Annotated in this window: 15 protein-coding genes, 3 tRNA genes and 1 pseudogene; 7 read left to right on the forward strand and 12 right to left on the reverse strand. The window is 64.2% G+C overall.

Going from position 1 to position 26231, the window contains the following annotated elements; all coding sequences use genetic code 11:
• The first annotated feature begins 345 nt into the window (after nt 1-345).
• Complete coding sequence (locus G4D79_RS16030) at nt 346-9657, forward strand: type I polyketide synthase (protein ID WP_099698635.1); 9312 nt, start codon at nt 346-348, stop codon at nt 9655-9657.
• A gap of 10 nt (nt 9658-9667) precedes the next feature.
• Nucleotides 9668-10066: a holo-ACP synthase gene (locus tag G4D79_RS16035; RefSeq protein ID WP_003945362.1), complete on the forward strand. Its 399-nt coding sequence runs from the start codon at nt 9668-9670 to the stop codon at nt 10064-10066.
• Between the two features lie 58 nt (nt 10067-10124).
• On the opposite strand, the gene G4D79_RS16040 is transcribed toward G4D79_RS16035, so the two are convergent.
• Complete coding sequence (locus tag G4D79_RS16040; RefSeq protein ID WP_003945379.1) at nt 10125-10826, reverse strand: TetR family transcriptional regulator; 702 nt, start codon at nt 10824-10826, stop codon at nt 10125-10127.
• A 290-nt stretch (nt 10827-11116) separates the two neighbouring features.
• Here G4D79_RS16040 and G4D79_RS16045 point away from each other — a divergent pair.
• Nucleotides 11117-12465 (forward strand): annotated as a pseudogene (locus G4D79_RS16045) (dipeptidase).
• On the opposite strand, the gene bcp reads toward G4D79_RS16045, so the two are convergent.
• Nucleotides 12462-12935: a thioredoxin-dependent thiol peroxidase gene (bcp, locus tag G4D79_RS16050; RefSeq protein WP_099698636.1), complete on the reverse strand. Its 474-nt coding sequence runs from the start codon at nt 12933-12935 to the stop codon at nt 12462-12464. The pseudogene G4D79_RS16045 and the gene bcp sit on opposite strands and share 4 nt — an antisense overlap.
• 145 nt (nt 12936-13080) lie before the next feature.
• Here bcp and G4D79_RS16055 point away from each other — a divergent pair, with 145 nt between their 5' ends.
• Entirely contained in the window at nt 13081-13302 is a 222-nt protein-coding gene (locus G4D79_RS16055; protein WP_007733292.1) for a DUF3618 domain-containing protein, read from the forward strand.
• A gap of 66 nt (nt 13303-13368) precedes the next feature.
• On the opposite strand, the gene G4D79_RS16060 is transcribed toward G4D79_RS16055, so the two are convergent.
• From G4D79_RS16060 to G4D79_RS16070, 3 genes are all read right to left on the reverse strand, one after another.
• Nucleotides 13369-13441: transfer RNA gene (locus G4D79_RS16060), tRNA-Lys, on the reverse strand.
• A 93-nt stretch (nt 13442-13534) separates the two neighbouring features.
• The gene (locus tag G4D79_RS16065; RefSeq protein WP_058038874.1) at nt 13535-14965 is read right to left on the reverse strand and encodes an amidase; all 1431 of its coding nucleotides are present in this window, start codon (nt 14963-14965) and stop codon (nt 13535-13537) included.
• 111 nt (nt 14966-15076) lie between these two features.
• Nucleotides 15077-15149 (reverse strand) — tRNA-Lys (locus G4D79_RS16070).
• A 368-nt stretch (nt 15150-15517) separates the two neighbouring features.
• On the opposite strand from G4D79_RS16070, the gene G4D79_RS16075 reads away from it, so the two are divergent.
• Nucleotides 15518-16687: an Ig-like domain-containing protein gene (locus G4D79_RS16075; protein WP_374223443.1), complete on the forward strand. Its 1170-nt coding sequence runs from the start codon at nt 15518-15520 to the stop codon at nt 16685-16687.
• Nucleotides 16688-16821: 134 nt separating this feature from the next.
• Here G4D79_RS16075 and G4D79_RS16080 read toward each other — a convergent pair whose 3' ends face one another.
• The gene (locus G4D79_RS16080) at nt 16822-17784 is read right to left on the reverse strand and encodes an oxidoreductase (RefSeq protein ID WP_214514245.1); all 963 of its coding nucleotides are present in this window, start codon (nt 17782-17784) and stop codon (nt 16822-16824) included.
• Between the two features lie 55 nt (nt 17785-17839).
• On the opposite strand from G4D79_RS16080, the gene G4D79_RS16085 reads away from it, so the two are divergent.
• Nucleotides 17840-18250 (forward strand): MerR family transcriptional regulator, encoded by a 411-nt coding sequence (locus G4D79_RS16085; RefSeq protein ID WP_099698696.1) that lies wholly within the window; start codon nt 17840-17842, stop codon nt 18248-18250.
• A 291-nt stretch (nt 18251-18541) separates the two neighbouring features.
• Here G4D79_RS16085 and G4D79_RS16090 read toward each other — a convergent pair.
• A tRNA-His gene (locus tag G4D79_RS16090) sits at nt 18542-18614 on the reverse strand.
• A gap of 84 nt (nt 18615-18698) precedes the next feature.
• Nucleotides 18699-19298, reverse strand: coding sequence for an oligoribonuclease (gene orn, locus G4D79_RS16095; protein ID WP_024487359.1), 600 nt, complete (start codon nt 19296-19298; stop codon nt 18699-18701).
• 120 nt (nt 19299-19418) lie between these two features.
• Here orn and G4D79_RS16100 point away from each other — a divergent pair, with 120 nt between their 5' ends.
• Nucleotides 19419-21158 (forward strand): helicase HerA-like domain-containing protein, encoded by a 1740-nt coding sequence (locus G4D79_RS16100; protein WP_099698697.1) that lies wholly within the window; start codon nt 19419-19421, stop codon nt 21156-21158.
• Between the two features lie 19 nt (nt 21159-21177).
• On the opposite strand, the gene lysA is transcribed toward G4D79_RS16100, so the two are convergent.
• The 4 genes from lysA to G4D79_RS16120 form a co-directional block, all read right to left on the reverse strand.
• Nucleotides 21178-22521, reverse strand: a complete 1344-nt coding sequence (lysA, locus tag G4D79_RS16105; protein WP_099698698.1) for a diaminopimelate decarboxylase — start codon at nt 22519-22521, stop codon at nt 21178-21180.
• Between the two features lie 152 nt (nt 22522-22673).
• Nucleotides 22674-23111 carry a hypothetical protein gene (locus tag G4D79_RS16110; protein WP_099698699.1) on the reverse strand — a complete coding sequence of 146 codons (438 nt, stop codon included), beginning with the start codon at nt 23109-23111 and terminating at the stop codon, nt 22674-22676.
• Nucleotides 23112-23283: 172 nt separating this feature from the next.
• Entirely contained in the window at nt 23284-24087 is an 804-nt protein-coding gene (gene cmrA, locus G4D79_RS16115) for a mycolate reductase (protein ID WP_099698700.1), read from the reverse strand.
• A gap of 19 nt (nt 24088-24106) precedes the next feature.
• The gene (locus tag G4D79_RS16120) at nt 24107-26137 is read right to left on the reverse strand and encodes an NADPH-dependent 2,4-dienoyl-CoA reductase (protein ID WP_099698701.1); all 2031 of its coding nucleotides are present in this window, start codon (nt 26135-26137) and stop codon (nt 24107-24109) included.
• Nucleotides 26138-26231: the final 94 nt, after the last annotated feature.

Here is a 26231-nt window from a genome sequence, read left to right on the forward strand (position 1 = left end):
GAACGCACGGGATCGACCGTCCGTCAAGGAGGTCACGAATTGGTAACAATAAATATGAGGGGTTCCTCAGGTTTCTGAAAATCCCGGTAACAGTCCCAGGCAGGGCGTTCGCGACCTACTCGCGAGTCACTTTCTCGAAGTCTCGTGAGGAAGATCACGGCCCCGAAAGTCCAGATTTCCAGGGTGCCGACAAACGTGAGGAAATCCTCATGATTCTGTGTAAACCTTGTCTTGCACGAACGCCCTGACTCCGTCGATTCTCTCGACGAATTCGCGAGCACTTCAGCCGGGCAGCACACCGCAAATCCCACCTCGCCGCAGAGGTGACCAGGAGAGGACGTACGCGTGACGATCGATGACACGACACCTACAGGAAACGGACGCGACTCGAAGGGTGGACGCCGTTTCGGCGTCGATGGGGGACAGTCCCGCACGACCAGCAAAGGTGCCCTCGTCGATTCGCTGAACAACGGCGTTTCCTACGCAATCGCTTTCGGTGGACAGGGCGCTCCCTGGCTCACCTCGCTCGAGGAGCTCAGCCGTGACAACGGCCTGGAGCCCGTTCTGACCGATCTGGTCAACGACGCAGCAGCACGCCTCGCGCCCGTCGCGCAGGATCTCCTCGTGGTTCGCCCGGTCGGATTCGATCCGATCGCGTGGATGCTCGAAGCCGAGATCGTCGACGAAGAAGAAGGTGAGAAGTCGGCCGGGCCTTCCGCTGCCGCGCTCACCGCAGCTCCGGTGTCACTCCCCGGCGTCTTCCTCACGCAGCTTGCGGCGTTGCGTGCACTCTCCGCTCAGGGTCTGGATGTAGCCGGTAACCCGCCGGCTGCCGTCATCGGCCACTCGCAGGGCCTTCTGGCCACGGCTGCCGTAGCCGCGCAGGGCAACGACGACGGTGAACTCCTCGCCGTCGCACAGCTCGTCGGTGCTGCTGCCAGCTTGGTCGGCCGTCGCCGCGGCGTCATCGCCGGCGCCTCCGCGAAGCCGATGGTTGCGGTCTCGGGCGTCGATCCCGAGCGTCTCGCCGCCATCGTCGCCGAGCTTGCCGAGGGTGTGGCGCCTGAGCGCGCGGCTGTCCTCGCCATCCGCAACGGCCGTCGCCGCGTCGTTCTCGCCGGGCCGCCCGCTCAGCTGGCACGCGTGCAAGAGCGTTGCGAGCAGATCGAAGCCGAGGAAGCCCGCGAGCGTGAGGGTAAGAAGCGTGGCGGTTCCGTCTTCGCGCCGTCCTTCGATCCGCTCGACACCGAAATCGGCTTCCATCACCCCGCATTGACCGAGGCCGTCGAACTCGTCGGCAGCTGGGCGACCCGTTGCGGTCTCGACGCGGACCGTGCGCGCGAACTTGCGCAGGGTGTCCTCGTCGATCCGGTCGACTGGGTCGAGGCTGTCGACGGCGCAATCTCCGCCGGCGCCAAGTGGATTCTCGATCTCGGACCCAGCGATCAGCTGACCCGTATGACGTCCTCTTCGCTGCGTGGACAGGGCATCGGCATCATTGCCGCAGCCACCCGCGGCGGACACCGCAATCTGCTCACCCCCGGTGCAGCACCTGAGGTCTCACGTTCGTGGTCCGAGTTCGCTCCGAAGCCCGTTGCGCTTCCCGGCGGCCGTATCGGCGTCGAGACCGCGTTCACGAAGCTGACCGGTCGTTCACCCATCCTGCTCGCAGGTATGACGCCGACGACGGTCGACGCCAAGATCGTTGCCGCGGCAGCCAATGCCGGTCACTGGGCCGAGCTTGCCGGTGGCGGGCAGGTCACCGAAGAAATCTTCGAAGACCGTGTCGCAGAGCTGAAGATGCTGCTCGAGCCGGGCCGCGCGGTCCAGTTCAACTCCCTGTTCCTCGACCCGTACCTGTGGAAGCTGCAACTCGGTGGCAAGCGCCTCGTGCAGCGTGCCCGTACCGCCGGTGCTCCCATCGACGGCGTCATCGTCACCGCCGGTATCCCGGAACTCGAAGAGGCTGTTGCCCTCATCGACGAGTTGTCCGAGATCGGCATCACCAACATTGCATTCAAGCCCGGCACCGTGGCGCAGATCCGCTCCGTGATCCGCATCGCCAACGAGGTTCCGAATTTCCCGGTCATCGTCCACATCGAAGGCGGCCGCGCCGGCGGACACCACTCGTGGGAAGACCTCGACGACCTGCTCCTCGACACGTACGCCGAGCTGCGTACACGTCCGAACCTGGTCATCTGCGTCGGTGGCGGCATCGGAACACCTGAGCGCGCAGCCGATTACCTGACCGGTCGCTGGTCCGCCGCAGCAGGTTTCCCGGCCATGCCCGTCGACGGCATCCTGGTCGGCACCGCAGCCATGGCGACTCTCGAGGCCACCACTTCTCCCGAGGTCAAGCAGCTCCTCGTCGACACACCCGGTACGCCGGACTGGGTCGGTGCAGGTACCGCTGAAGGCGGAATGGCCTCCGGCCGTAGCCAGCTCGGTGCCGACATCCACGAGATCGACAACGCGGCTTCGCGTACCGGGCGCCTCCTCGACGAGGTTGCCGGCGATTCCGAGGCAGTGGCCGAGCGCCGCGACGAGATCATCGCCGCCCTCGACGTCACCGCCAAGCCGTACTTCGGCGACGTCGAGACCATGACGTACGCACAGTGGCTGCGCCGCTACCTCGAGCTGACCGTCGGCATCGACGCGGCGAAGGAATTCGACTGCGGCGCCGATCTTCAGGACGCCATCGTCGAGGCGACGTCGAGCCCGTGGCTCGACATCACCTGGCGTGCTCGCTTCGGCGAGATGCTCCAGCGCACCGAGGCGCGTCTGCACCCGGTCGACCGCGGCCCGATCCCCACGCTGTTCGCTGACGCCGAGACCCTCGAGCGCCCCGAGGCTGCAATCTGCGCACTGCAGGCGTCGTACCCGGACTACTCGACCACCGTTCTGCATCCCGCAGACGTCTCGTTCTTCATCTCGTTGTGCAAGACGCCGGGCAAGCCGGTCAACTTCGTTCCCGTCGTCGACGGTGACGTGCGTCGTTGGTGGCGCAGCGACTCCCTGTGGCAGGCACACGACCCCCGCTACACCGCCGATCAGGTTTGCGTCATCCCCGGCACCGTTGCCGTCGCCGGCATCACCCGTGTCGACGAGCCGGTCGGTGACCTGCTCGATCGCTTCGAGAAGGCGACCTACGACGAATTGGTTGCTGCCGGAACCACTCCGGTGGCACTCGCGAGCCGTCGCCACCAGGATTCCGCACCCGGACTTCTCGACGCCGTTCTCTCGGCTCCTGACCTCCAGTGGGCCGGCCGCCTGACCCAGAACCCCGTCCGTCGTCTCGGCGACCTCGACGAGTGGAGTGCAGAGTCTGCCGACAAGGCAGTTCACGGCACCACCGGTTCCAGTCTGACCGTCGTCGATTCCTCGCACGTGCTGCTTTCGGTTCCGTTGGTGGCAGGCAAGTCGGTCGACATCACGATCACGATCCCCGAGTCCGTCGTCGACGGCGGCGCTCCGGTTGTCACCGAAGCCGATGCCGAAGGTGCGATGTCCGCGCTCCTGGCAGTTGCTGCCGGACAGGAACTTCCGACAGTCAAGAACGGCAAGGCTCGCCTCAACGTCGCGTGGGTTCCCGATCGCATCGCCGATCACGCCGGTGTCACCGGTTCGGGTCTGCCCGCCACGCTCAGTGTCAGCGGCAAGGCTGTTCCGGACGTCGTCGTCGGAGCATGCTGGCCTGCAGTGTTCGCAGTCCTCGGCGCAGCCAAGCTCGACAGTCTTTCCGTTATCGAAGGCATGCTCGACCTGGTCCACCTCGACCACACCGTCGACTTCGTCGGTGAACTTCCCTCCGAGACAAGCATTCTCGTGGTCAATGCCGAGGTCGCCTCGGTTCTCGACACCGACCTCGGTCGTGTCGTCGAGGTCAAGGTCGAGGTCGGTGCCATGCTCGGCGAGGGCCTCGACGCCCCCGCAGTCGTCACCATGACCGAGCGTTTCGCGATCCGCGGACGCACCGGTGCAGGCGAACTCGCCGACCCGGCTCGCGCCGGTGGATCGATCAGCGATGCGGCTGTCGACACCTCGCGTCGTCGTCGCCGTGACGCGAAGATCCTCGCTCCGGTCAGCATGGGCGCCTTCGCTCAGGTTTCCGGTGACCACAACCCGATTCACACCTCCGACAACGCCGCTCTGCTGGCCGGCCTCGGAACCCCGATCGTGCACGGCATGTGGCTCTCCGCCGCAGCGCAGCAGGTAGTCACCGCAGTCGACCCGGCCGAGACCCGCGTCCCGCCGCGCCGCCTGACCGCCTGGACAGCTCGCTTCCTCGGGATGGTTCGACCCGGCGCCGAGATCGACGTCCGTGTCGATCGTGTCGGTATCGACCAGGGCGCGGAAATCGTCGAGGTCGGCTGCCGCATCGACGGTGAACTGGTCATGGTCGCCACCGGCCGCACCGCCGCGCCGAAGACCGTCTACGCCTTCCCCGGCCAGGGCATTCAGCGCCCGGGCATGGGCCTCGACGCTCGCGCACGCTCCAAGGCCGCCCGCGACGTCTGGGAGCGCGCGGACAAGCACACTCGTAAGGCACTCGGATTCTCGATTCTCGCTGTCGTGCGCGACAACCCGGTGACCGTCAAGGCCCGTGGTGTCGAGCACAGGCATCCCGACGGTGTCTTGCACCTGACTCAGTTCACCCAGGTGGCCATGGCCGTTCTCGGTGTTGCCCAGGTTGCCGAGCTGCGCGAATCCGGAACCTTCATCGAGGATTCCCTTCTGGCCGGTCACTCGGTCGGTGAGTACAACGCACTCGCCGCTGTCGCCGAGGTTTTCCCGCTCGAAGCACTTCTCGAGGTCGTCTTCCAGCGTGGCTCCGCCATGCACCAGCTCGTTCCCCGTGACGAAGCCGGACGCTCCGACTACCGCATGGCCGCTATTCGCCCGTCGCAGATCGGTGTTTCCGACGACGACGTGCAGGGCTTCGTCGCCGGTGTCGCCGAGACCTCCGGTGAGTTCCTCGAAATCGTCAACCTGAACCTGCGCGGCAGCCAGTACGCCATCGCCGGTTCGGTAGCCGGTCTCGACGCACTCGAGGTCGAAATCGACCGTCGCCGAGCAGAATTCGGTGGCAAGCGGGCATACATCCAGGTTCCCGGCATCGACGTGCCGTTCCACTCCACCGTCCTTCGCGGTGGCGTGGCGGACTTCCGCGTGTGCCTGCAGGACTTGCTCCCGCACGACATCGACCCGGACATCCTGATCGGCCGCTACATCCCGAACCTGGTTCCGAAGCCGTTCTCGCTGCGTCGTGACTTCGTTCAGGAAATCGCCGACTTGGTGCCGTCCGAGCCGCTGCAGGAAGTCCTCGCAGACTTCGACAGCTACGCAACGCGCACTCACGAGTTGTCCCGCATCATCCTGATCGAGCTGCTGGCTTGGCAGTTCGCCAGCCCGGTCCGTTGGATCGAGACGCAGGACCTGCTCTTCGGTGACGAGTCCGAAGGTGGACTCGGGGTCGAACGCTTCGTCGAGATCGGTCTCGGCGCTGCCCCGACCGTTGCAAACCTCGCGTCGCAGACCCTCAAGCTGCCGGGCCGCTTCGGCTACCCGGTCGAGGTTCTCAACGTCGAGCGCGAAGCTGCGATCGTCTACGGCACCGACGTCGACCCCGCTGTCGATGACGACGACGAGATCGAAGCGCCTGCCGCGCAGGCTGCTCCGGCCGCCGCGGCCGCTGCTCCGGTTGCCGCTGCCGCGCCGGCTGCACCTTCGGGTGGACCGCGTCCGGACGACCTCACCTTCAAGGCGCCCGACGCCACGAAGGTCCTGATCAGCCTGTGGACCAAGCTCCGTCCCGATCAGGTCGGCCCCGCGGACACGATCGAGGCACTGTGCGACGGCGTTTCCTCGCGTCGCAACCAGCTTCTGGTCGACCTCGGCTCCGAGCTCTCCCTCGGTGCCATCGACGGGGCCGCAGACGCCGACATGGGCTCCCTGGGGGCAACCGTCGACAAGCTCGCCCGTACGTACAAGCCGTTCGGACCGGTGCTCTCCGATTCGATCAACGATCACCTGCGTAAGGTCTTCGGCCCCTCGGGCAAGCGTCCCGGCTACATCGCCGACCGCGTCAAGAAGGTCTGGGAACTGGGCGACGGCTGGGCACACCACGTCACCGCAGCAGTGGCTCTCGGTACCCGTGACGGCGCCAGCATCCGCGGCGGCGACCTCGGTGGCCTGAGCTCCGGCGCACTGGCCGACGCGGCAGCAGTGGACGCAGTCATCGACAGCGCAGTTGCCTCGGTCGGGTCTGCTCGTGGAGTCAGCGTCTCGTTGCCCGCTACCGGCGGCGGAAGCGGCGGAACTGTCGACGCAGCTGCTCTGGGTGAGTTCACCGAGAACATCACCGGTCGCAACGGCGTTCTGGCCTCGGCCGCACGCCTGGTACTCGAGCAGCTCGGACTGAACGAAGAAACGGCAGTCGCGACGGTCGAGGAAACCGAACTGGTCGACCTGGTCTCGGCTGAACTCGGCTCCGACTGGCCGCGTCTGGTTGCTCCGGCATTCGACGCGCAGAAGGCCGTTCTGCTCGACGACCGCTGGGCAAGTGCGCGTGAGGATCTCGCTCGCATTTGGCTCGGTGACACCGCGTTGTCGGTCGAGAACTTCATCGGTGCCGGCTCCACCGTCGCCGCACAGGCGAAGTGGTGGGCCACCCGTGCGACCGACGAAGGCCGCACCGCACTCGCCGAGGTCTACACCCGCATCGCTGATGCGGCTGCTGCGGCAGAATCCGACGCACCCGAGTGGGCAGGCGAGGTCGCAGTAGTGACGGGCGCCAGCAAGGGTTCCATCGCGGCAGCGGTCACGGGCAAGCTCCTTGCCGGTGGCGCAACGGTATTCGTGACCACCTCGCGACTCGACGGTCAGCGTCTCGGCTTCTACCGCGACCTGTACCGCGAGAATGCTCGCGCCGGTGCCGCCCTCTGGGTGGTTCCCGCGAACATGGCGTCGTACACCGACGTCGACGCGCTGATCGACTGGATCGGCAACGAGGCCACCGAAAACGCGGGCGGCGCAAAGAAGCTCATCAAGCCGGCCATGACGCCGACGATGCTCTTCCCGTTCGCAGCTCCCCGTGTCGGCGGTGAACTTTCCGACGCCGGCGCTCGCGCCGAAATGGAAATGCGCGTGTTGCTCTGGTCGGTGGAGCGCCTCATCGGCGGTCTCTCGAAGATCGGTTACGACAGCGACGTCGACACGCACCTGCACGTGGTGCTGCCCGGTTCGCCGAACCGCGGAACATTTGGTGGTGACGGTGCTTACGGTGAGGCCAAGGCTTCGTTGATCGCCGTGGTGAACCGTTGGAAGGCCGAGCGCAACTGGGCCGAGCGGGTCACGTTGGCACACGCCGTCATCGGTTGGGTTCGCGGAACCGGACTCATGGGTCACAACGATCCGATCGTCGACGCAGTCGAAGCTGCGGGCGTCCGCACCTGGTCCACCCAGGAGATGGCGACCCAGCTACTGAAGACGGCAACGCGTGAGTCGCGTCGCGCTGCTGCAGAGGCTCCGCTCGAGGTCGACCTGACCGGTGGGCTCGCCGAGGCGAACCTCGACCTCGCCGCACTGGCCAAGGAAGCTGCCGAGGTGGCCGAGATCGCCGAGGCCGTCGACGAAGCAGTGGACGAGTCCAGCATCCTGGCGCTGCCCGCGCCGGCTCGCATCGACGACTCGGTCAAGGCTCCGAGCTGGCCCGAACTGGACGTCACCCCCGCGGACCTCGTGGTCATCGTGGGTGCCGGAGAGCTCGGACCCTACGGTTCCTCGCGTACCCGCTTCGAGATGGAGGTCGACGAGCAGCTCTCTGCCGCAGGCGTTCTCGAATTGGCGTGGAACACCGGACTCATCGTCTGGGAGAACGACCCCAAGCCGGGCTGGTACGACGTCGAATCCGGTGACCTGGTACCCGAGGCGGAAATCGCCGACAAGTACCACGACGCAGTCGTCGAGCGTTGCGGCATCCGTCGCTACGTCGACGAGGGCGCGATGATCGACAACACCGCTCCGCTGCTCACCTCCGTGTTCCTGGACAAGGATCTGAGCTTCGTGGTCGGCAGTGAGGCAGAGGCTCAGGCCTTCGTCGAATCCGATCCGGAGAACACGACGGCGACGGTTTCCGCCGAGTCCGGAGACTGGACGGTCACCCGCCGCGCAGGCACCGAGATCCGCGTTCCGCGCAAGATGAAGCTGACTCGTAGTGTGGGCGGTCAGATTCCGACCAACTTCGACGTCACCAAGTGGGGCATCCCCGCCGACATGGCAGATTCGGTCGACCGCGTCGGCCTCTGGAACATCGTCGCAACGGTGGACGCCTTCCTCACCGGCGGCTTCACTCCGAGCGAACTGCTCCGCTGGGTACACCCGAGCCTGGTCGCCAACACGCAGGGCACCGGCATGGGCGGCATGACCTCCATGAGGAGCCTGTACATCGACACGCTGCTCGGCGAGAACCGTCCGAACGACATCCTGCAGGAAGCGCTGCCGAACGTCATTGCAGCGCACGTCGTTCAGTCGTACGTCGGCGGTTACGGCGCGATGGTTCACCCCGTCGCCGCCTGCGCCACGGCAGCGGTATCCGTCGAAGAAGGCGTCGACAAGATCCGACTCGGCAAGGCGCAGTTGGTTGTTGCCGGCGGGTTCGACGATCTGAGCACGGAAGGCATCATCGGCTTCGGCGACATGTCGGCCACTGCCAAGACCGAGGACATGCATGCCAAGGGCATCGAGGATCGCCGCTTCTCGCGGGCCAACGATCGTCGCCGCGGCGGATTCGTCGAGTCGGCCGGTGGCGGAACGATTCTCCTCGCTCGCGGTGACCTGGCACTCGAGATGGGTCTTCCCGTCCTCGGTGTGGTCGCCTGGGCCGGATCGTTCGCCGACGGTGTCCACACCTCGATCCCGGCACCGGGACTCGGAGCATTGGGTGCCGGACGTGGGGGAGCGGATTCGCAGCTCGCACTCTCGCTCAACGCACTGGGCGTGAGCGCCGACGACATCGCCGTGATCTCCAAGCACGACACCTCCACTGCCGCCAACGATCCCAACGAGGCAGAGCTGCACGAGCGCCTCGCCGGGGCATTGGGACGCAGTGAAGGCGCGCCGATGTTCGTGGTCTCGCAGAAGAGCCTGACCGGTCACGCCAAGGGTGGTGCCGCAGCCTTCCAGCTGATCGGGCTCTGCCAGGTACTGAGCCAGGGCATCGTCCCGCCGAACCGCAGCCTCGACTGCGTCGACGACAAGATGGCCGAGTTCGAGCACCTCGTATGGGCACGTCAGCCGCTCAAGTTCGGTGATCAGCTTCCGCTGCGTGCCGGCCTGCTGACCAGCCTCGGCTTCGGTCACGTCTCCGGACTGATCGCAGTCGTGCACCCGCAGGCATTCGTCGAGTCGGTTCCGGCCGACAAGCGTGACGCCTATGTTGCTGCGGCCCAGCAGCGGACGATCGACGGTCAGCGTCGCCTCGCGAAGGCGATGTGCGGTGGCGACAGCCTCTACGAGCGCCCGGCGGATCGTCGCCTCGGTGCCGACGGAACGCCGGCCAAGGCGTCGCGTCAGCTCGAAGCGGACATGCTGCTGAGCGAGGACGCACGACTCGGCGCAGACCAGGTGTACCGCTCGAATCTGCCCGGCTGCAAGTAGTAGTCACGGTATGGGAGTTCTGGGTATCGGTTTCGACCTCGTGACGGTGTCGGAGTTCGCCGAGCAATTGAACAGGCCGGGAACGGCAATGCTCGACAACTTCACACCGGGCGAGCGTCGAGACGCCGCTACCCGGAGCTCCGAACCGGCACGACATTTCGCCGCCCGGTGGGCTGCGAAGGAAGCAGTGATCAAGGCATGGTCAACTGCTCTCTTCGCCGGCCCACCGGTGCTGGGGGAAATGATCCACAATCAGATCGAGGTCGTCTCGGACGCCTGGGGGCGCCCCGGCATCCGGCTTCGCGGTGACGTGGCCAAACACCTGACCGGAGTGAAGATTCATATTTCGCTCACGCACGACGGGGACATGGCGGGCGCTTTCGCGGTCATCGAATCCGACCCGGAGTAGCACTGCCGGACACGAAAGAGCCGGTCTCCCAAGGGGAGACCGGCTCTTTGTCGTTCGACTAGTCCTTCGTGCGGGATTCCTTCTCGGCGACGAGGAGATACGCGATCATCAACCTTTTCAGTTCGGCGACGGCGTCGGCATGCGACTGACCGTCCTGAACCGAGAAATTGAGCATCGAATACACCACGTGGACAAGAACTTCCGCCATCATCAGGCGACGATCTCGCCGCGTACGAGGCGTCAACGGGCCGAGCATTTTCGCTACGGTCTCGGCGAACTGCTTTTCGTGAATGACTCCGGTTGCCCGCGTGGACGGCGTCGACTGCATCGCCAGCCAGACCTCGCGGCGCGACGGATCAGACGTCCACAGCCCGGCCATGTGATCGACGAAACTGTTCAGGAACCGCAACCAGTCGAGCGAGGGTACTTCGCCGCCGAACTGAGCAAGCTCGTGCTGGACCCCGACGAGGTCCTGGCGGTTCAATTCGCACACGATGACGTACTTGTTCGCGAAGAACTGGTAAAGCGTCCCAATCGGGACGTCAGCACGTGCCGCGACTTCTTCACAGGTGAACGATTCGAAACCGACATCGGTGAGGAGTTCCCGTGACGCAGCCAGGAGTGCGTCGAATTTACGCTGGCTGCGCTCTTGCGTCGGACGCTTGCGCGGCAGCAGTTCCTGCGGTTCTTCGAGGCTCTGGGGATTCTCCAGTGCTGGGTCGACTCGTCGCCGCGCGCGGTGACGAGTCGTGGGCTGCACGTCTTCCAGGCTATCGGTGTTTTCTGTCGAATTTGGGACTTGTGCATTATCCGGTGTCATCGGCCACCTACTTCGGCGGTCGTGATCGGTCGAAACGCACCGCGCAGGTGCGCGCACACGAGTCCCGATGCTGTTGCCACACCTCGATACTAGGTGACCAACTGTCCAGTAGCCGAAGAGGTTGCTGCGCGGTGTGGCGCAACGGCGATCCTGGCGCCTGCCTACGTCCGATTCGGGCAGACTGAGATTCTTCGGGCACACCGAGATTCGATGCCGAGGAGAGGGAGACGATGACGGAAGAACTGCGAACCGCGGTACGTGAACTCATGCCGCGTGCCCGTGAGGATCTGAGTGCACTTGTGGCGATGAAGTCCGTCGCCGATGCGCGGCAGTACCCGCCGGAAGAATGCGCGGCCGCTGCGCATTGGGTCCTGGAGGCATTCCGGGCTCAGGGTTTCGCCGATATCGAGGCGATCGAGACCTCCGACGGTTCGGCCGCGGTTGTCGGGCGTCGACCAGGCCCGGGCGGTGCTCCGACCGTTCTGTGTACTGCCACTACGACGTTCAGCCGCCCGGAAGCGAAGAGCTCTGGGGCTCCCCGCCTTTCACGCTCACCGAGCGCGACGGACGGTGGTACGGACGGGGCGCTTCCGACTGCAAGGGCAACGTCGTCATGCATCTGACAGCTCTGCGAGCGCTCGCCGCAGCCGGTGTGGATCCGAGCGTCCACCTGACGCTCGTCGCCGAAGGATCCGAGGAGATGGGCACTGGCGGTCTCGAGGATCTGGTGCGAGAGCGGCCCGAACTTTTTGCAGCCGACATGATCCTGATCGCCGATACCGGCAACACCGAAGTCGGGGAGCCGACGATCACGACGTCATTGCGCGGGATCGCGAACGTTGTGGTCCACGTGTCGACGCTCGAGGGTGAGATTCACTCCGGTGTCTTCGGTGGACCGGCGCCCGATGCGATCACCGCGCTGGTGCACATACTCTCGACGCTGCACGACAGCGCCGGAAACACCACTGTCGAAGGCTTGACCAACGACCAGGAATGGGCGGGTGTCAGTTATGACGGCGATCAGTTCCGCTCCGACGCCGGGGTGCTCGAAGGGGTGCAGCTGACTGGTTCCGGTTCGGTCGCCGAGCAGGTGTGGGCTCGTCCGGCGCTGACCATCCTGGGTATCGACTGCCCGCCGGTCGTGGGTTCGGCGGCGGCGATCACGCCCCGCGCGTCGGCGCGCCTGAATCTTCGTGTCCCGCCTGGCACGGATCCGGCGCAGGCACAGAAGTTGTTGACGGACCACCTCCGCGCGGCGGCGCCGTGGGGCGTCCACATCGAGGTCGTTCCGGAATCGACGGGATCGCCGTTCTCGTCCTCGACGGAGGGTGCAGGTTTCGCGCAGCTGAAGTCCGCGCTCACCGATGCCTACGGCCGCGAAGTCGGATTTGCCGGCCAAGGGGGATCGATACCGCTGTGCAGTGCACTGGCCGAGCAGTTCCCCGACGCGGAGATCGCGTTGATCGGCGTCGAGGAACCGCAATGCCGCATTCATGCGCCCGACGAAAGCGTCGACCCGTCGGAGATCGAGAATCTCGCTTTCGCGGAGGCTCTGTTCTTGAGCCGGTACGGGAGTTAGACCGACAGATCGCGTCGTAGCTTGGCGACGTGACCGGTGGCCCGGACGTTGTACTGGGCCACCTCGATCTTGCCTTCCTCGTCGACGAGGAACGTCGAGCGGATGACGCCCTGGACGGTCTTGCCGTACATCTTCTTCTCACCGAACGCGCCCCAGGCTTCGAGCGTCGCCTTCTCGGGATCGGTGAGCAGCGGGAAGGTCAACTCTTCGGTATCGCGGAACTTCGCGAGTTTTGCGGGCTTGTCCGGCGAGATTCCGATGACTTCGAGGCCGGCGCCGTTCAGCTCGGCGAGGCTGTCACGGAAGTCGCAGGCCTGCTTGGTGCACCCCGGGGTGCTGGCCGCCGGGTAGAAGTACACGATGACCTTGCGGCCGCGGTAATCGTGAAGGGAAACCTCGTTGCCATCGGCGTCTGGGAGCGTGAAATCCGGCGCGACGTCGCCGGCGGACAATCTACTGTTCTCGGTCACGGGAATCGAGGTTAGTCGAGAAATTGCGCGGCAGGTGGGCGCGAGGGCATTCTGCTCCTCTACGGTAGAGCGAAGTGTCGGCGCGCTGCGTCCGCACAGCAGACCCGCACACAGAGCAGCAGAACACAGACAAGTTGGAGGACACGTGCCCAGGGACACCGAGAGCATCGAACGCGAGATCGAGAAGGCGCGTAACCAGCTCGCGAGCACACTCGACGAACTGACGGTCCGCACCAACCCGAAGCGGCTGGTCGAGAACACCAAGAAGACGGTGCTCGCCAAGCTCAACGAGCCGGCAGTGAAGTACGCGCTGATCGCAGTCGGTTCAGTGGTGGGAATACTCGTGGTCCGGAAGATCATTCGCTGACCCGAGTTGTCGAAGACAGAACATGAAGAAGGCCCCCACCTGGTGAGGTGGGGGCCTTCTTGCAAGTGCGCCCACAGGGACTCGAACCCCGGACCCAGTGATTAAGAGTCACTTGCTCTACCAACTGAGCTATAGGCGCTCGCTCTTGCGAGACAGAACATTAGCCGACAGGCTCAGGAGTTTGCAAAACGCGTGTTCATCGTGGTGACGATGGTTACATCGCTTCCGGAATTCACGAGTGTGGAGGGTGCGAATCCGGCCAGCGGACGGTGCTTTCCAACTGCTGTGCGACGGCGAGAATCGTCGGTTCACCACCGCTGCGCCCGACCAGTTGGACGCTCAGGGGGAGTCCGCGTTCGGAGAACCCGGCGGGCACAGCGGCCGCCGGGTTGCCGCAGACATTCCAGATCGAACAGTAGGCGGCGATCGGCAACGCCTTGCGGACTGCTGACAGAAGGCCGGTTCCTTCGAGTTGTCCGATCGGGCGTGGCAGCGCGGGCGTGGTCGGCATCAGGACCAGGTCGAAGGTGTCGAAGACCTGGTTGACCGTCGCTGCGATTCGCTCACCTTTGCGGTAAGCGAATTTCCCGACGCGCGCGGGAGCGGCTATCCGGCCGATGGACGCGAGTGCGCGCGTGCGCTTTTCGAGGAGCGCCGGATGATCGACGCGCAGTGCTTCGTCGCGGACGCCGCCGAGTACCTGCGGGAGAAATGCTGCAGTTGCGTCCGGGTACTCGGGGTCGTGTTCTTCGACGTGATGTCCCAACGCGCTCAACATCTCTGCGATCGAATGCACCGCGGCAACGACCTCCGGGGACGGGCGGACGCGCCGGACCGGACTCCGGGTGGACACTGCAATGCGAAGCGGCCCGGGCGCCGACGCGGCTGACTCGGCAAAGCTGGTGCGGAGCGTTTCGGCTGTGTAGTCGTCGGTCCCGGTGGTACCGGTGATCGCGTCGTACACGAGCGCGCTGTCCTCGACGGAACGAGTGAGAGGGCCTAGCGTGCCGAGTCCGCGCCAGAGGTTGCGGTTCGGCGCGGTGCTCACCCGACCGCGCTGCGGTTTGAGTCCGAACAACCCGCAGAACGCCGAAGGCAGTCGGATGGAACCGCCGCCGTCGCCACCGATTGCCGCTGCGACCATGCCTGACGCGACGGCCGACGCAGATCCTCCGCTCGATCCGCCCGTGGATACGCCGGTGTCCCAAGGGTTTCTGGTGTAGCCGTTTGCAGCAGTCTCCGTGAAGGGCCAGATGCCGAACTCGGGCATCGTCGTCTTGCCGACGATCACCGCGCCGGCCTCGCGCAACCGCCGGACGACCTCTGAATCGGCCGATGCGATGCGAGTTGCTGCCGCACCGCCGTACGTCGTCGGCGTTCCGGCGACGTCGTTCTCGTCTTTGATCGCGATCGGAACTCCGTGCAGTGGGCCCAGGCTGTGGCCGTCGGCCTGGCGCTGATCGAGACGTGTCGCTTCGTCGAGCGCTTCGTCTGCGAGAACTCGCACAAAAGCATTGAGCGTCGAATCGAGGCGTTCGATACGGCGAAGTGTGTTCTCGGTGAGCTCGCGGGCCGATAATTCTCCGGACCGGATCAGAGCGGCCTGACCCGCAACCCCGGCAAATGCCAGCTCGCTGCCCGGTGTGGTTTCGCGCTCGGTCATCAATCCTCCAGGCCGTGGTTCCGATAACTGTGAAGTCTATTCACCACAACCTGTCCACCACGACACAAAGAAAAATCCCCACCTTCCGAAGAAGGTGGGGACCTTTGCAAGTGCGCCCACAGGGACTCGAACCCCGGACCCAGTGATTAAGAGTCACTTGCTCTACCAACTGAGCTATAGGCGCTCGCTCTTGCGAGACAGAACATTAGCCGAATCGCCGGTTCGGGAGCAAATCGCCAGGTGAAGGCGTCACCGCTGTAGTCCGATCGGAGGAAATCCGCTGAAAGCGGTAACAAAACGGACGGTTCGGAGCGATTGATACTTGAACGTTACTGACGGCGTGGCCTTTCATGACCGTTGGTAACGAGCGCGCCTGGCATCATTGGTGCAGCGCAGTCATACCGCAAGTCCCACTTGCCTTCCGGTAAGTGGGATTCGCATGTGACGCGGAAGTTAGTCGGTGAAATTGTGAAGCGGAGTCGAACGATGAGTCGTCAAAGGTGGGGTCTGTCCGTGCGCGGGGGGAACGGTCGAGCGTCGAAGGGCGCGGCGATGATCGCGGCGTCTCTCGGTGCTCTCGTTCTGATGACCGCGTGCACGTCGGGCGGCAAGGACGTCAGTACCGAAGGGTCGGCGCCGATCGATTCCAATCCGCTCACCGAACTCATCAAGCCGAAACTCAGCTCGACCGCTGCCGACGGCGCTGTCGGCTTCTCGCCGGGCGACCCGGTCAAGATCAACGTCGCTGACGGCGCTCTGTCCGACGTGACGATGGTCAATCAGGACGGCAAGGCAGTTGCCGGCGCGATTGCTGCCGACGGTGCGTCGTGGACCACCACCGAGCCACTCGGCTACAACCGCAAGTACAAAATCGAGGCCCGCGCATTCGGATTGGGTGGCGCCAGTACGACGGTCACGTCCTTCACCACCAGCGCGCCCGGCAACGTCACCAAGCCGTATGTCTTGCCCAACGAGGGTGACGTGGTCGGCATCGGTCAGCCCATCGCGGTGCAGTTCGACGAGAACATCCCCGATCGCAAGGCTGCCGAAGCTGCGATCACCGTCACCACGACTCCGGCCGTCGAAGGTGCGTTCTACTGGGTCAACAATCGTGAGGTCCGTTGGCGTCCGGAGAACTACTGGGCACCGGGCACCAAGGTCGACGTGAGCGTCAACGTGTACGGGCGCAATCTCGGCAAGGGAGTCTTCGGGCAGGAAGACGCGAAGAGTTCCTTCACCATCGGTGATGCCGTCATCGCCACGGCGGACGACAACACCAAGCAGGTCACTTTCCAGGTCAACGGTGAGACTGTCATGACCATGCCCACCTCCATGGGCAAGGACAGCACTCCTACCGACAACGGCGTCTACATCATCGGTGACCGCTTCGCGAACATGATCATGGACTCGTCCACGTACGGCGTCCCGGTCACCTCGGCGCAGGGTTACAAGACCCCCGTCGACTGGGCGACCCGAATGTCCTACAGCGGCATCTTCTTCCACTCGGCGCCGTGGTCGGTCGGGCAGCAGGGCTACTCCAACACCAGTCACGGCTGCCTCAACCTGAGCCCGTCCAACGCCAAGTGGGTCTACGACAACACCAAGCGTGGGGACATCGTCGTCGTCAAGAACACCGTCGGCGGCACTCTCTCCGGCACCGACGGCCTCGGTGACTGGAACATCCCCTGGAGCGTCTGGAAGACCGGCAACGCGGACGTCTGAGTGCGTTCCTGAAGCGCTGAACGCCAGAATGCCCCCGACCGTCCGGTTGGGGGCATTTCTGCATCTGCACACCTTTTGTGAGCGAAAGTGCCTCTCGGTCTATCTGAGGCGACGGGAGGTACGTTCGCTCGGTGTCAGCGTCGACCGAACGCGTCCACTCCGGTCATCTCAGCGGACAGTGTCCACAATCTGCGTGCGTCGGCGGGATCGGTAGCCCAAGGTTTCACTCCGCCGACGCTCATGTCATCGGTCTGCGCGACGTCCGCGATGTTGCAGTCCTGGAGATACGCGCCGGAGTGATCGGCGAGTATCGGTGCCGTCGCTGCCCACACCGTTGTAGCGGCGCCCTGGGAGGGAGTCTTGAACCCCGGCACGGCGTCGCCATTCGACGTCGTCCATCCGAGATCGTGTTTCTCCAATGTGGAGAAGTGACGTTGAAGCGGAGTGAGGATGCTCCCGGGATGGACGGAGAACGCACTGATACCGCGTGAAGCACCGGAGCTCGCCAGCTGTACAGCGAATAGAGCATTTGCAGTCTTGGCTTGACCGTACGCAAGCCAGCGGTCGTAACCGTTGCGGAAATTTATGTCATTCCAACGCACTCCCGACAGAAAATGTCCCGCCGACGAGACAGCGACTACGTGAGAACCGTTTGCGGGCATGGCTGGCACAAGCAGGTTCACCAGTACAAAGTGCCCGAGGTGATTGATCGCGAATTGTGATTCCCATCCGGAGCCGACACGGAGTTCCGGGCAGGCCATGACCCCCGCATTGCAGATGATGATGTCCGGAGTGATCCGGGATTCGAGAATTTCTCGCGCACACGATCTGACACTGCTCGGGTCCGACAGGTCGCACGCTCGCACTTCGATACCCGGAAGGTCGGCCACCGCCCTCCGTGCCTGTTCTGGTCGGCGGGCAAGAACTACAACTCGCGCGCCGACCGAAGAAAGTGACTGCGAAATCTCATATCCGAGTCCGGAGTACCCGCCGGTGACCAAAGCCGTAGTGCCTGTTAAATCTTGTCCGGCAAGTACGTCGTCGGCAGTGGAGACTCGGGAGTATCCGGTGCTGATTTTGCGCTGGATGGAATTCATGACTGCGACCGTAAAATCTGGAGTGCACTCCAGGTCAAGGAAAGGTCGCCAGGTAATGCGCGAACTGTCAATCGGTGACGTCGCTGTCCAGACCGGAATCAGTATCGATTCCCTTCGATACTTCGAACGTGAGGAATTGCTCGTTCACGAGGTGGCGCGCTCGGCAGGTGGGCGTCGGGTGTACTCCGAAAGCGATGTCTCTTGGTTGAAGCTGTGCAATCGATTCCGAGACTCGGGTATGCCGATCGCAACGATCCGCGAATTCGCCGCTCTCGTCAGGTCAGGGCCGGGAAACGAGAAGGAACGGCTTTCACTTTTACAGTCGCATGAGGAGTTGATTCGATCCAGGATCGCTGCGATGCAGGAAAACCTGAACGTCATCCACGACAAGGTTTCGGCGTACGAGCGACATGTTCGCGAGGGGACCGTCGTAGGTGTCTGGGAGCCGCAACCGTCGCCCGAGTGATCGTCGGGTGGGTGATTTGCGGCCATTCCGGCCGCCCCGATGTGAGCGAAAGTGGCTTTCGGTCTATCTGAAGCGACCAGAGGTACGTTCGCTCAGCTCGGGCACGGGTTGCTCGGGAGCGCGCGATTTGTCGCGGTCGCCACCCCACCCACTTCGGGTGAACGTATCGCTGCCCCCGTCAGAGAAGGGGAGCGATACGTTCACCCGGCGGTGGAAGGGGAGATTGGGGCTGGCGCACAAACCAAAAGAACCCCCGAAAATGTCTTTCGACATCTTCGGGGGTTCCGCTTGGGTGAGCGACGGGACTCGAACCCGCGACAGCCAGGATCACAACCTGGTGCTCTACCAACTGAACTACGCCCACCATTGCCTCGGCCACCGGTTTGACCCGGCTGCTTTGACGAAAGAGATACTAGCGCGAAAGTCGGTCAGGAAGCCAATCGGCAGGTCAGGCGGGACCCAAGCCCTCTACGACGGCTGCAATCTCCGCGCTCGACGGTCCGGGCGCCGCGACGAATGCAGTGCCGCGGTAGTACTTGAGTTCGCGGATGGATTCCTTGATGTCGGCGAGTGCCCGGTGGGCGAGACCTTTTTCGGGCTGGCCGAAGTAGATTCGCGGGTACCAGCGGCGGGAGAGTTCTTTGATGGAGCTGACGTCGATCATCCGGTAGTGCAGGTATGTGTCCAGTGCCGTCATGTCGCGTGAGATGAATCCGCGGTCGGTGGCGATGGAATTACCCGCCAAGGGAGCCGTACCGGCGACGGGAACGTGCTTGCGGATGTACGCGAGCACCTCTTTCTCCGCCTCGGCGAGGGTGACCGTCGACTTACGAACCTCTTCGGTCAGTCCCGACTTTGCGTGCATCTTCTTCACGACGTCGGGCATTGCAGCCAACGCGTCGTCGTCGGCGTGGATGACGATGTCCACACCTTCGCCCAAGATGTTCAAGTCGCTGTCGGTCACCAGAGCCGCAATCTCGATGAGTTTGTCCGACTCGAGTCGCAGCCCGGTCATTTCGCAATCGATCCATACCAATTTGTCCTGCACCAGGAACACAGTAGTGCGCGCGGGCGCGGGATAAGGTCTGCGGTGGAAACTCGACGTGTGTGAGACGGCGTTCGGGTGATGACAAGAACTTCGCCGCATTGCAACGAGGAGGGCTTTTCGATGACCGTGGATCCGAAGGACGGAGCCGCGCCGCCGACGCCGGCGGAGAAGGCGAAAGCTGCCAAGGCTGCCGCTGCCGAAGCCGCTCGGATTGCAGCTGAAGCCGCTGCAGCAGCTGAGGAAGCAGAGAAGGAAGCGGCTGCCGCTGAGGCCGAAGCATCGGCCGGAGCCACCCCCGCTGCTCAGGCGCCCTCGGGTGCTGCCGCTGAAATCGCGGCGGGCTATTCATCCGAGGGGCGGGCACTCGAGCTCGGCTCGGTGGTGATCGACGGTGTGGCAGATCCCACCGCGCGGGTGCGGATTCCGTTGGCGACGATCAACCGTCACGGTCTGATCGCCGGTGCGACGGGTACCGGCAAGACCAAGACGTTGCAGGGGATCGCCGAGCAGCTGTCCGCCGCGGGTGTGCCGGTTGTGATGGCCGACGTCAAGGGCGATCTCTCGGGTCTGTCGAAGGCGGGGGATCCGAGCGAGAAGATGAAGTCTCGCGCAGTCGAGACGGGCGACGATTCGTGGACTCCCGCTGGGATGCCAGTCGAGTTCTTGTCGTTGGGTACCGACGGAATCGGTATCCCGGTGCGCGCGACCATCACCAGTTTCGGGCCGATCCTGCTCAGTAAAGTGTTGGGCCTCAACGAGACCCAGGAGTCGACTCTAGGGCTGATCTTCCACTGGGCCGACACTCAGGGCCTGGCCCTGCTGGACCTCAAGGATCTGCGTTCGGTCATCGCCCACCTGACGAGCGCTGAGGGCAAAGCGGATCTGAAGGGTATCGGCGGAGTTTCCTCCGCGACGGCGGGAGTGATTCTGCGCGCGTTGGTCAACCTCGAAGCCGACGGCGGTGACACCTTCTTCGGCGAACCGGAACTCGAAACCGAGGATCTGCTGCGTGTCGTCGGCGGTGCCGGTGTGATCACGCTGTTCGAACTCGGTGCCCAGGCGGCGCGCCCGGCAATGTTCTCCACCTTCCTGATGTGGGTGCTCGCGGACCTGTTCCAGACGCTGCCCGAAGAGGGAGATCTGGACAAGCCGAAGCTCGTGTTCATCTTCGACGAGGCGCACCTTCTGTTCGCGGACGCGTCGACGGCCTTCCTGCAGCAGGTGGAACAGACGGTCAAGCTCATTCGTTCCAAGGGCGTCGGCGTGTTCTTCTGCACGCAACTTCCGACCGACATTCCGAATTCGGTGCTGTCACAGTTGGGTGCGCGGGTTCAGCACGCCCTGCGTGCCTTCACGCCCGACGATCAGAAAGCCCTCAACAAGACCGTCCGCACGTACCCGAAAACCGAGCACTACGACCTGGAAAAGGCACTGACTTCACTCGGCATCGGTGAAGCCATCGTGACCGTACTCTCGGAAAAAGGTGCGCCGACGCCGGTGGCCTGGACCAAGATTCGTCCGCCGAGGTCGCTGATGGACACCATCGGCAACGACGCGATCAAGGCGGCAGCGTCGTCGAGTCCGCTGAATCAGAAGTACGGCCAGACCATCGACCGCGAGTCGGCGTACGAGAAGCTGACGGCCAAGGTGGCCGGTGCTCCGACAGCGGATCAGTCCCTGGATCTTCCGTCGCTGCCCGATCTGCCGCCACCGCCGCCGGCCGAGCCGGAGGGCCCCAACATCGCCGAGCAGATCTTGGGCAACTCGGCTGTCAAGAGTTTCCTGCGCTCGGCGGCTTCGGCTGCGGGACGCGAGATTTCGCGAAACATCTTCGGCACCGGTAGTCGCCGCAGGCGCTGAGGCTCAGGCGCCCGCGAGGTCAGATGCCGACCTCGCGGGCCAGCAGGTCGTTGATCGATTCGCGCCTGATCAACGGCCGCGCAATCCCGCCCAGCACGGCGACGACCGGCGGCCGGCCGACGCTGTTGTAGGTGGAGGCCATGCTGTGGTGGTATGCGCCCGTACACGGCACTGCCAACAGGTCACCTTCATGTAGGTCGGCGGGAAGCCTTGCTCCGACGGCAATTTCGTCGCCCGATTCGCAGTGGCGCCCGGCGACGGTGACTTCCTGGAGCGGTGCGCGCGAATGTCGGTTCACCAGTTCGACGTCGTAGTGGCTGTCGTACAACGACACCCGAGGGTTGTCGCTCATCCCGCCGTCGACGGAGACGAAGGTTCGTCCCCCGCTGATCGACTTGATGTTCTGTACGCGATAGAGCGTGACTCCGGCCCGCGCAGCGATCGCTCGGCCAGGCTCGAGCACGATTTCGGGGCGAGGGAAGCGGTTTCGGGTGCACGCGTCGTCGAGAGTTTCGTCGATGACGTGAGCGAGGAGGGTCAGATCCAATTGGGCATCTCCCGGCACGTAGGCGATCCCATGGCCACCGCCGAGATCGAGTTCGGTGAGGATGATTCGATGCGTGCGTCGTATGTCGTCCATCTGTGCGATCATCGTCTCGATCGCGGGGCGGAAGAGTTCGGGATCGTTGATCTGGGAGCCGAGATGGCAATGCAGGCCGATGAGCTGCAGGTGCGTCGCGTTGGCGACGACGGATACCGTATGTTCCAGTTCTTCGGAAAACGCTGGTAGGCCGAACTTTTGGTCCACGATGCCCGTGGACACTGCCTTGTGTCCGTGTATGTCGATGCCGGGTGTGACTCTGACCAACACCTTCTGTCGGTGGGTGCACACCGACGCGAGCCGTACCGCTTCGCTGGGGGAGTCGAGGACGATCCGGCCGACACCCGCGTTGACCGCCGCCCTCAGTTCGGAAACCGATTTGGCATTGCCGTGCAGGATGATTCGGTGGGGGTCCACGCCCGCGGCAAGCGCGACGGCGAGTTCACCGGCGGAACAGACATCCACCCCGAGTCCCTCGTCGGAGACCCAGGTAGCCATCGCTCGAATCATCAGTGCCTTGCCGGCGTACACGATCTCCGAGTCGGGGAAGATCTCTCGATACGTGCGGCAGCGGTGCCGCACGTCCGCCTCGTCGACGACGTACGTCGGTGTGCCGTACTGGTCCGCGATCTCTTCGAGGGAGACGTCGCCGATGCAGACACGCCCGCTGTGGTCGTGGCGAGTACTGATGGGCCACAACGCAGGATCCATACGCGGTGTCATTGCGCCGCGTAGGGAGGGGAAGATTTCGAGTAGCGTCACGTCGATCTCCTGAAGGTGACCCGCCGTGTTGCGGGCTACCTTCAGATCTACTCCCGAAGATCACCGGTGGGGCGAATCTTGACGCTTACTTGACGCGCCGCCGAACGAGGTTGACGCGGCCCTGACGGGCTCGACTCACTGTGCCTGTCGACTCACTGTGCTCGCCGCCGCCTCCATCCGAACCAACCGAGCACCGCGAGCAATGCCACTGCGGCGCCTCTGCCGATGACCGTCGATCGGTCGGCGGACACACCAACGGACGGAGTTCCGCCGGGGCTCGGGGCGTAACCGGCGCCGTACACGGACTCGACCGCCGCTTGGATGTCGAACCCGGTTTCGGTAGCCGGCCCGCAGCTGTGCCCCTCGTGCTCGGCGTCGACGTCGTACGGCGCAGAAACGAACATCAGCTGCTCGGTGCCGAGCACGTAGCTTGTGCCACAACCGTTCCCGTTCGCGAGTGTCCCCACCGACGTCACCGATGCCAGATCGCCTTTGTAGACCCGGCTGACGTCGAACAGGTAGGTGTCCTCGAACCCGTCCGAAGTTTTCTCCGTCGGAGTCCCGAGGAAAACGGTGCTGGAGACGCTCACGGCTTCTTCCGGGGTAGCCGATGATGCGCACGAACATGCATTCGCTGCCGTGGGCAGCAGTAAGGGCAACCCTCCGGTCAAAAGAAGGATTGCCCCGACTGCCAGTGTTCTTCGCATCGCCATTAACCGACTATATGGTCTGCTATGGCCTGCTCTGAGAAGTTTGAGTGAATCAGCCGCCAAGCTTCTTGTAGAACGTGCCCACGATCGGCGCAACGACGGCACGCGGGCTGTAACCGCCCGCGACGGACATCGCCTTGCTCAAGATGCCCGGTACGACGCGCATCTTGTTCTCGGCCAGGCCGTCGAGCGAGACCTTGGCGGTGTACTCGCTCGAGATCCAGAAGAAGTCCGGGACGAGCTTGTCGACGATCGACGCTTCGGCCGGGTCCGGGGTTTCGGTGCGTACGGGGCCTGGGGCGAGCAGGGTGACGTTCACTCCGGTGCCCTTGAGTTCACCTCGCAACGATTCCGCGAAGGTGTTCACGAACGCCTTGGTGGCGGCGTACGTCGCGTTGTTGGGGATCGGCATGTTTCCGGCCGCGGACCCGACCATCAGGATGGCTCCGGACTTGCGCGCGAGCATGCCCGGCAGCACGGCCAGCGTGAGATCGTGCACTGCAACGGCGTTGAGCTCGACCTGGTCGCGCTCGTATGTCGGGTCCAGCTCGGCGATCGGCCCGAAGGTGGCGATACCGGCGTTGTTGCACAGGATGCTGATGTCGCGGCCACCGAGTTCCTCGACCAGAACGGCACGCGCCGCGCTGTCGGAGAGGTCCGATGCACGGACCTCCACCTCGACGCCGTGCGCGGCGCGAAGCTTCTCGGCGAGGACCTCCATGACCTCGCCACGACGGGCAACGAGGATCAGGGAGTGTCCGCGTGATGCCAGATCAGCGGCCAGTGCCTCTCCGATGCCGGAGGAGGCGCCGGTCACTACGGCGCGGGCTGTGGTTGTGGGTGTCGGCAGGCTCACGATCAGTCAGCGTAGCCGGTCAGATCTTCGCGGCCAGTCGTGTGCCCTGTTCGATGGCACGCTTGGCGTCGAGTTCTCCAGCGACATCCGCGCCGCCGATGATGTGGGTCACCACGCCCGCGACGGTCAGTTCGTCCACTAGATCGCGAACCGACTCCTGCCCGGCGCAGATGACGATGGTGTCGACCTCGAGAAGTCGGGGCTTCTCGTGCTTCTCACCGAAGGTGATGTGCAGGCCGGCGTCGTCGATGCGCTCGTAGTTGACGCCCGAGAGCTCGTGGACGCCCTTGTTCTTGAGGGCCGCCCGGTGGACCCAGCCGGTGGTCTTCGCGAGGCCGGCGCCGATGCGTCCTGACTTGCGTTGGAGGAGGTAGACCTCCCGCTCGGAGAGCTCTGGTACCGGAGTGGTGAGAGCGCCCGGGGCCATTTCGGGTTCGGTGACGCCCCATTCCTGCTTCCACTCCTTGAGATGAAGAGTGGGGGAAGTGGGGTGCGTGAGGAATTCGCTCACGTCGACGCCGATGCCGCCGGCACCGATGACGGCGACGGACTTGCCGACGGGCTTGCCCTCTCGGACGACCTCGGCGTAGGTCAGCACCTTCGAGTTCTCGATGCCGGGGATCTTGGGAACGCGCGGCGTCACGCCGGTGGCAACCACCACTTCGTCGAAGGATCCGATGAGATCTGCTGGTGCGACGCGGGTTTCGAGCTTGACTGTCACTCCGGCCACGTCCAGCATGCGGGTGTAGTAGCGAATGGTTTCGGCGAACTCTTCCTTACCCGGAATGAGCTGTGCGATCCCGAACTGTCCGCCGATCTTGTCCGAGGCCTCGAACAACGTGACCGAATGACCACGCTGAGCAAGATTGAGTGCTGCGGAAAGTCCGGCAGGACCGGCGCCGACGACGGCGAGGTTCTTGGTCCGCCGGGTGGGGGAGAGGATCAACGTGGTCTCACGGCCCGCGCGCGGATTGAGCAGGCAGGAGACCTGCTTGTGAACGAAGGCGTGGTCGAGGCAGGCTTGGTTGCAGGCAATGCACGTGTTGATCTCGTCGGACGCTCCGCGTTCTGCCTTGTTCACCCAGTCGGGATCGGCGAGCATCGGCCTGGCCATCGAAATCAACTGCGCGTCACCGCGGTTGAGGATCTCTTCGGCAGTCTCGGGCATGTTGATCCGATTCGAGGCGGCTACCGGAATGTCGACGTGCTTCTCGAGCTTGCTCGTGATGTCCACGAAGGCTGCTCGGGGAACCGAGGTGACGATGGTGGGCACCCGTGACTCGTGCCATCCGATGTCGGTGTTGATGATCGTGGCGCCGGCAGCTTCGACTTCCTTTGCCAATGAGACGATTTCATCCCAGGTCTGACCGCCCTCGACCAGGTCTGCCATCGACAACCGGAACACGATGATGAAGTTCGGGCCGACGGCCTTGCGTGTGCGTCGCACGATTTCGACTGCCATGCGTCGACGGTTCTCGGAACTGCCGCCCCACTGGTCGGTGCGCTTGTTCGTGCGCTCGCAGAGGAACTGGTTGATGAAGTAGCCCTCACCGCCCATGATTTCGACGCCGTCGTAACCCGCGGACTTGGCCAGACGCGCGCAGCGAACATAGTTCCGGATCTGCCAACGCACCCCACGGCCGGTCAGCTTGCGCGGACGGAACGGATTGATGGGCGCCTTGATCGACGACGCGGAGACACTGAACGGCTGGTAGCTGTAGCGGCCGGCGTGCAGGATCTGCATGGCGATCTTTCCGCCCGTGTCGTGAACCGCCTTGGTGATCCGGCGGTGACGGCGCGCTTCGATGCGGTTGGTCAGCTTGGCACCGAAGGGCAAGAGCCAACCGGTGCGGTTGGGCGCGTAGCCGCCGGTGATGATCAAGCCGACACCGCCACGGGCACGTTCGGCGAAGTACTCGGCCAAGCGGTCGGTGTCCTTCGCGCGATCTTCGAGGCCGGTGTGGATCGATCCCATGACGACGCGGTTCTTCAGCGTCGTGAATCCGAGGTCGAGCGGTTCGAGCAGGCGGGGAAACTGTGTATCCGTCATGACTGAAGATGTCCTTCCGTGGCGTACTCGCCGGTGTCTTCGGTGGCGGGCTCGCCAGTGTCTTCGGTGGCGTACTCGCCGGTGTCTTCGGTGG

Origin of the sequence: Rhodococcus sp. WY5 (genome assembly GCF_018588185.1) — a bacterium.
GTDB lineage: Bacteria > Actinomycetota > Actinomycetes > Mycobacteriales > Mycobacteriaceae > Rhodococcus_F > Rhodococcus_F qingshengii.